This is a genomic window from bacterium (assembly GCA_035380285.1).
Classification (GTDB): domain Bacteria; phylum Auribacterota; class Erginobacteria; order Erginobacterales; family DAOSXE01; genus DAOSXE01.
In genome coordinates this window covers 51,580-57,819 of sequence record DAOSXE010000020.1, presented here as the reverse complement: position 1 = coordinate 57,819, position 6,240 = coordinate 51,580, and the positions used below count along the sequence as shown (strand labels likewise).

Genomic DNA, 6,240 nt, shown 5'->3' with positions numbered 1-6,240 from the left:
CTCACCTAAGAAGCCGCCTGGTCGATCCGGCAACGACAGGCCCCGACCATATCCGGCCACGTGCCTCGGGCCGAGCCGTTCATTGCCGAACCTCCTTGGGTAACTGAACCGACAAACCTCGCTCTATATATTTTACTCCCGCTTTGCGGGTGCGGACCAGCCTGAAGAGGAGATTTCTCCGGGCCCAGGGTCGGGGCACTCACTTTCTCGTCGCTTTTTCCCCTGGTTTCACCTTCTCGGATCTTCCCAGATTCAAGCACTGTCGCGCCCCATGTCAGGGAGGCGGGACCGAAGGGGCATCCTCCCCCGGCGCGGGAGTCTTACCTTGGATCCGAAGCGCCGCCGGGAAGATCACGTGGACCGTCGGGTCTTCCAGGTCCGACGCTTCATCCAGGTACTCGGCGGCGGAATACATCGGCAACCCCACCACGTAGGCCACGGCCGAACCGCCCAGGATAATCACCTGATATACATTCCCCCCCTCGAGAGCGTACTCCCAGCCGGTCCCGTCCTGCATCGAATTCAACCAGGCGACGCCGACGGCGCCGACCACCATGCAGGGCACGGATATCCCGTATAAAACGTAGGCGCAGCCTTTCCCCACCATCGATCCGGTCCGGTCCCAGACCGTGCCGGGCGCGGGGATTTCGACCGTTACCAGCTCGCCCGCCGGGCTCACGATCCCCACTTCCTCGACACCGTCGGGAACGGTCACCAGACACGGCGTCCGATATTCCTCCCCGGCTACCCTGACCGCCACGCCGTCCGGCTCGGAAGTGAACCTGACCCGATGGGCGGCACACCCCAGGACCAGGGCCGCGGCCACGGCCGCCGCAGTTACCCGTTCCCACTCGTATGACCGGACCGTACGCCGCATACCGCCCTCCCGCGTTCTCCGGCATTTCACCGTCAGTATACCCTCCGCTGCCGTTACCGGGTAAGCAAACGCTGCTCTCGGGCCTGGGCCGAGGTCGTTCCCGGTGGTATAGTTGTCGCCCGGGGCCGGACGGGCGAACGGGGGAACCCGCCGGAAAAACTGAAGGGAACGACGATGGACGAACCAAGGGATTACCGGGACATCATCGCGTACGAACAGGGCGGCGAGGGACGCCACCACCACCGGGGGAAGTCCTCGGAGAGCGTCCTGGACAAGGAGAAGATCCTGGACGCCCTGCCCCTGGGGCCGGGGCAGACGGTACTCGACGCCGGCTGCGGGAACGGCTACATGGCCAAGGAGTTCCTGCGCCGGGTCGGCCCGGCCGGCAGAGTCTACGCTCTCGACCCGGACGAGGCCGCGATCGACCGGCTCCGGCGGGAAACCGAGAGCGACGGCCTGATCGCGCTGGCGGCGGACATCACGGCCCCGACCGGCCTGCCCGGCGGGGCCTTCGATCTCGTCTACCTCTGCACCGTGGTCCACGGGTTCTCGCCGGAGCAGTTCGCTGGTTTCGCGGCCGAGATCGACCGGCTCCTGGCCCCGGGCGGCTTCCTGGCCGTGGTCGAGATCGTCAAGCGCGAAAGCCCTTTCGGCCCTCCCCTGGCCCGGCGACTTTCGCCGGAGGAACTCCAAGCGCGGCTGGCCCTCGCCCCCGAGCCCGTCGTCGAACTGGGAAAGTATTTCTACCTGCAAATCTTCCGCGCGCCGCCCACAGCTGAAACCGGAAACCCCGGAGGATAAAAACCATGCTGAACTTCACGTTTTACAACCCCACCAAGATCCTGTTCGGGAAGGGCCGGATCGCCGACCTGGCCGGGGAGATCCCCGAAAACGCCCGGGTGCTGATCCTCTACGGCGGCGGGAGCGTCAAGAAAAACGGCGTCCTCGACCGGGTCAGGGAGGCCCTGGACGGTTGCGCCCCGGCCGAGTTCGGCGGGATCGAGCCCAACCCCCGTTTCGAGACCCTGGTGAAAGCGGTGGAACTGGTCCGCTCCGACGGGATCGATTTCCTGCTGGCGGTGGGCGGGGGCTCGGTCGTGGACGGGACCAAGTTCGTCGCCGCCGCCGCGCCCTTCGAGGGCGATCCCTGGAAGATCATGGAGACCCGAGGGGCGGCCGTGCGCTCCGCCCTCCCCCTGGGGACGGTCCTGACGCTGCCGGCCACCGGGTCGGAGATGAACTGCGGCTCGGTCGTCACCCGCGAATCCACCAAAAGCAAGCTCCCCTTCATGAACCCGGCGGTCTATCCCCGCTTTTCCGTCCTCGACCCGACCGTGACCTACACCCTCCCGCCCCGGCAGACCGCCAACGGGGTGATCGACACCTTCGTCCATATCGCCGAGCAGTACCTGACCTACCCGGTGGGGGGCAAGGTCCAGGACCGCTTCTCCGAGGGCCTGCTGCTCACCCTGATCGAGGAAGGGCCCAAGGCCCTGGCCGATCCCGAGAACTACGAGGTCCGCGCCAACCTGATGTGGTGCGCCACCCTGGGCCTGAACGGCCTGATCGGGGCCGGGGTGCCGCAGGACTGGGCCACTCACATGGTCGGCCACGAGATCACGGCGCTCCACGGCCTCGACCACGGCCAGACCCTGGCCGTGGTGCTCCCGGCCATGCTCGAAGTGCGCCGGGAGCAGAAACGCGAAAAACTCCTCCAGTACGCCCGCCGGGTCTGGGGGATCGAGGGAGCGGACGAGGAGGAGGCCGTCTCCGCCGCCATCGCCGCCACCCGGGAGTTCTTCGAGCGGATGGGGGTGCAGACCCGGCTGGGCGACTACGGGATCGGGCCCGACGCCGTCCCCGCCCTCCTGGCCCAACTGGAAGCCCACGGCATGGTCAAGCTGGGGGAACGGGGCGGCGTCACCCCCGACGTGGCCCGCCGGGTCCTGGAACGCTGCGCGGGGGGAGCAGAGAGCATGGAGCATGGGGCATAGAGGGGAACCCCTCCGCCCTGAACCCAAAGGGGTCCGTGGCAGTTTTTCTCTATTCTCTATGCTCTATGCTCTATGCCCCATGCTCCATGCTTCCTTCCATGTCTACCCCGGGGTCTCCTTGACAGGGGCCCGGGGGCGGCCGACAATGCCCTCATGCTCGTCGCCACCTTCAACGTCAACTCCATCCGGGCCCGGCTGCCGACGGTCCTGGCCTGGCTGGAGGAGCATCGCCCCGACGTCCTCGCCCTCCAGGAGACCAAGGTCCGGGACGAGGACTTCCCCCGGGCGGAGTTCGAGAAAGCCGGCTGGCAGGTCGCCTTCCGAGGGGAGAAGACCTACAACGGGGTGGCGATCGTCTCCCGGGAAACGCCGGAGCTGGTCTCCTACGGGTTCGACGGGGAGGGGAAGGACGAGGGGAGCCGGCTGATCCGGGCCGACTTCGGGGGGGTGAGCGTGGTCAACACCTACGTCCCCCAGGGCCGGGCTCCGGAACACGAGATGTTCCGCTTCAAGCTGGAGTGGCTGGCGCGGCTGCGGCGGTGGTTCGACCGCACCTTTTCCCCGGACCGGCCACTGGCCTGGGCGGGGGACTTCAACGTCGCCCGCCTCCCCCTGGACGTCTTCGACCCCGAGGGCGAAGCCGACAACGTCTGTTACCACCCCCGGGCCCGGGACGCCCTGGAAAACGTCATCGCCTGGGGTTTCGAGGACTGCTTCCGCAGCAACCACCCCGAGGAGCGGCTCTACACCTTTTTCGACTACCGGACCCCCTGGCTGCTCAAGCGGCGGATGGGCTGGCGGATCGACTACATCATGGCCGCTCCGGCCCTGGCCCGGCGCTGCCGGGGCTCATGGATCGACCTGGAACCCCGGCTGGGAGAGCGGCCCTCGGACCACACCTTCCTCCTGGCCGAATTCGAGTAAACCGGGATCGATCACCGTCTCCACCCCGGCGGCCCCCAGCAGTTCCTCGGCCAGTACGAAGTTGTAGCAATCGTCCTTGGCCAGGGAGAGTTTCTCCGTCACCACCAGACGGACGATTCCGGCTTCGATCAGGGCCCGGGCGCAGGGGGCGCAGGGGAACCAGCGGCTGAGATAGAGCGTTCCCCCCTCGACGGCCACGCCCCGCGCCGCCGCCCGGCAGAGCGCGCGGACCTCGGCGTGGACCCCGGGACAGAGCCGGAGGTTGGCGGGAGTGATCGGACCGCCCAACCGGCAGGCCGGGTGCGGGCCGCAGCGCTCGGGAGGCCCGTTCCAGCCCTCGACCAGGCGCCCGGAGGGGGTCTCGATCACGGCGGCCAGACGGATGTTGCGGCAGGTGCTCCGAGCCTCGGCGCGGAGCAAGGCGCGGCGTACGGTTTCCATGCGATCCTCCCTGGCGTTTTCGAACCGACCGGTTATGATTATGGTACCGGGACGATGAGCGAACTGGAAGCCAATGTCGAAACCTATTCCAGGGTGATCTGGTACGTGGTCAGGGGGAACCGGCTCCTCGAAGAAGACGCCCGGGACCTTTTCATGGAGATCTGGGAAGCCGTCATCCGGGGCTGGCCTTCCTTCCAGGGGAACTGCCGGCCGGCGACCTGGATCGCCGCCGTCGCCCGGCGGCGCTGCGCCGATTTCTTCCGCCGCCGGCGGGAGGCCTCGCTGGAGGAGATGGGGGCGGGCGGGGACGAGGACGGCCCCGCCTTCGAACCCGCCGATCCCGCCGCCGGGCGCGCCCCGGCGAGGCGGCAGGCGCGGGAGATGATCGAAGACGCCCTCTCCTCCCTGCCCCCGCGCCAGGAGAAGGCGCTGCGGCTGTGGATGGCCGGTTACCGCTACCGGGAAATAGCGGAAGAGCTGGGACGGGAAGGGATCCGGCTGAACGCGGGCCAGGTGGGGAAGCTCCTGCTGGAAGGAAAACGCCGGATGGGGGCGTCCCTGCGCCGGCGCGGGATCGACTCCGTGGAGGATGTATGGGAATAAATACGACGCCAGAGCGACTGTTTAAGCGAGGACCAAGCTCATGAATTGCCCCCCCGATCGAGTGCTTTCGGCTTTCCTGGACGGGGAGAGCGGCCCCGCAGCCGCCCGCGAGGTCGCGGCGCACCTGCGGGACTGCCCCGCCTGCCGGAGCCGGGCGCTGACCCTGGAGGCCGCCCGCGCGCCGGAAGAGCCGCCCGGCCCCGACTGCCCCGCCCTCGAGGTCATCCTGGGAGCGGCCGACGGCACGGCCGGTACGGCGCGGGTCCGGGAGGTGGAAGCGCACCTGCGCGGCTGCGGCCGCTGCCGGCTCCTGGCGGCGGGCGCCCGGCGCGCCGCCGCGGAAGCGAAGGAGGCGGAATCCGCCGCCGCCGCTCCCCCCGGCTTGAGGGAAGAAGCGCGACGGCTCCTGGAGCGGGCGGGGAAAAAAGTCGTCCCCTTTCCGGAACCGGGCCCCGCGGAACTTCCCCGGGCCGCGGAACCGAAAACTCCCTATGGAGAGAAACCCGACGCCCCGGGAAGCCCCTGATCCGGCGGACGGGGGCCTACGTGTAAAGGCAATATTTTGCTTGTCCCCGGCGGCGCGCCCGTTATTGTTAGAGCATGAAAACGCCCGTCATCGACACCTGGAAAGTCGAGGAACACCTGGTCTCCTTCATCCGCCGCGCCGTGGAGCGCTCGGGCAAGGAAAAAGCCGTCGTCGGCCTTTCCGGCGGGATCGATTCGGCCACGATCGGCGCCCTGGCGGTCAGAGCCATGGGCAGTTCCAACGTCATCGGGCTCCTCCTCCCCTACCGGGCGGGGCGCCCCGAGGATATCCGCGACGCCCAGGAACTGGCGGACCTTTTCGGAATCCACACCCGCACCATCGACATCGCCCCCATGATCGACGCCTATTTCGAACACTTTTCCCGCGCCAGCGTCATGCGCAAGGGGAACAAGATGGCCCGGGAACGGATGAGCATCCTCTACGACTGGGCTTCCTACCACAACGCCCTCGTCCTGGGCACCGGCAACCGGACCGAGTACTACATGGGCTACTTCACCAAGTACGGCGACGGGGGCGTGGACGTGGAACCGATCGGGTGCCTCTATAAAACCGAGGTCAGGCAGCTGGCGGTCTCGATCGGGATTCCCCGCCACCTGGCCAACCGGACCCCGACCGCCGGGCTCTGGCAGGGCCAGACCGACGAGGGCGAACTGGGGTTCACCTACCAGTTCCTGGACAGCATCCTCTACTGCATGATCGACCTGCACCTGGGAAGGCAGAGCCTGCTCCAGGAAGGGTTCTTCCCCGACGACATCGACACCGTCAGGTCGATGGTCCGCGCCACCCGGCATAAGCGCCGGACCCCGCCCATCCCCGAATTCAAGGCGGAGTGGCGCAAGGCCGAGGAGGAGTGA

The 6,240-nt window shown here is 67.9% G+C and carries 8 protein-coding genes; 6 read left to right on the top strand and 2 right to left on the bottom strand.

Features of this window, described 5'->3' with window-relative positions; all coding sequences use genetic code 11:
• Positions 1–274 precede the first annotated feature (274 nt).
• Entirely contained in the window at positions 275–877 is a 603-nt protein-coding gene (locus PLZ73_08840; protein HOO77980.1) for a hypothetical protein, read from the bottom strand.
• Between the two features lie 174 nt (positions 878–1,051).
• Between PLZ73_08840 and PLZ73_08835 the strand changes: the two genes are divergently transcribed.
• The 3 genes from PLZ73_08835 to xth all read left to right on the top strand — a co-directional run bounded on the left by PLZ73_08835 (position 1,052) and on the right by xth (position 3,795).
• Positions 1,052–1,678, top strand: coding sequence for a class I SAM-dependent methyltransferase (locus PLZ73_08835; GenBank protein HOO77979.1), 627 nt, complete (start codon positions 1,052–1,054; stop codon positions 1,676–1,678).
• Between the two features lie 5 nt (positions 1,679–1,683).
• Entirely contained in the window at positions 1,684–2,871 is a 1,188-nt protein-coding gene (locus PLZ73_08830) for an iron-containing alcohol dehydrogenase (protein ID HOO77978.1), read from the top strand.
• Between the two features lie 153 nt (positions 2,872–3,024).
• The gene (gene xth, locus PLZ73_08825; GenBank protein HOO77977.1) at positions 3,025–3,795 is read left to right on the top strand and encodes an exodeoxyribonuclease III; all 771 of its coding nucleotides are present in this window, start codon (positions 3,025–3,027) and stop codon (positions 3,793–3,795) included.
• Here the strand turns inward: xth and PLZ73_08820 are convergent.
• The gene (locus PLZ73_08820) at positions 3,721–4,236 is read right to left on the bottom strand and encodes a deaminase (protein ID HOO77976.1); all 516 of its coding nucleotides are present in this window, start codon (positions 4,234–4,236) and stop codon (positions 3,721–3,723) included. The genes xth and PLZ73_08820 overlap by 75 nt on opposite strands.
• A 54-nt stretch (positions 4,237–4,290) precedes the next feature.
• Here PLZ73_08820 and PLZ73_08815 point away from each other — a divergent pair, with 54 nt between their 5' ends.
• The 3 genes from PLZ73_08815 to PLZ73_08805 all read left to right on the top strand — a co-directional run bounded on the left by PLZ73_08815 (position 4,291) and on the right by PLZ73_08805 (position 6,240).
• Complete coding sequence (locus PLZ73_08815; protein ID HOO77975.1) at positions 4,291–4,839, top strand: sigma-70 family RNA polymerase sigma factor; 549 nt, start codon at positions 4,291–4,293, stop codon at positions 4,837–4,839.
• Positions 4,840–4,879: 40 nt separating this feature from the next.
• Positions 4,880–5,365 carry a zf-HC2 domain-containing protein gene (locus tag PLZ73_08810; protein HOO77974.1) on the top strand — a complete coding sequence of 162 codons (486 nt, stop codon included), beginning with the start codon at positions 4,880–4,882 and terminating at the stop codon, positions 5,363–5,365.
• Positions 5,366–5,439: 74 nt separating this feature from the next.
• Entirely contained in the window at positions 5,440–6,240 is an 801-nt protein-coding gene (locus PLZ73_08805; protein ID HOO77973.1) for an NAD+ synthase, read from the top strand.

Coding starts and splice junctions, on each gene's coding strand:
- PLZ73_08835 (HOO77979.1), top strand. CDS start 1,052: ATGGACGAACCAAGGGATTACCGGGACATCATCGCGTACGAACAGGGC.
- PLZ73_08805 (HOO77973.1), top strand. CDS start 5,440: ATGAAAACGCCCGTCATCGACACCTGGAAAGTCGAGGAACACCTGGTC.
- PLZ73_08820 (HOO77976.1), bottom strand. CDS start 4,236: ATGGAAACCGTACGCCGCGCCTTGCTCCGCGCCGAGGCTCGGAGCACC.
- PLZ73_08810 (HOO77974.1), top strand. CDS start 4,880: ATGAATTGCCCCCCCGATCGAGTGCTTTCGGCTTTCCTGGACGGGGAG.
- PLZ73_08840 (HOO77980.1), bottom strand. CDS start 877: ATGCGGCGTACGGTCCGGTCATACGAGTGGGAACGGGTAACTGCGGCG.
- PLZ73_08815 (HOO77975.1), top strand. CDS start 4,291: ATGAGCGAACTGGAAGCCAATGTCGAAACCTATTCCAGGGTGATCTGG.
- xth (HOO77977.1), top strand. CDS start 3,025: ATGCTCGTCGCCACCTTCAACGTCAACTCCATCCGGGCCCGGCTGCCG.
- PLZ73_08830 (HOO77978.1), top strand. CDS start 1,684: ATGCTGAACTTCACGTTTTACAACCCCACCAAGATCCTGTTCGGGAAG.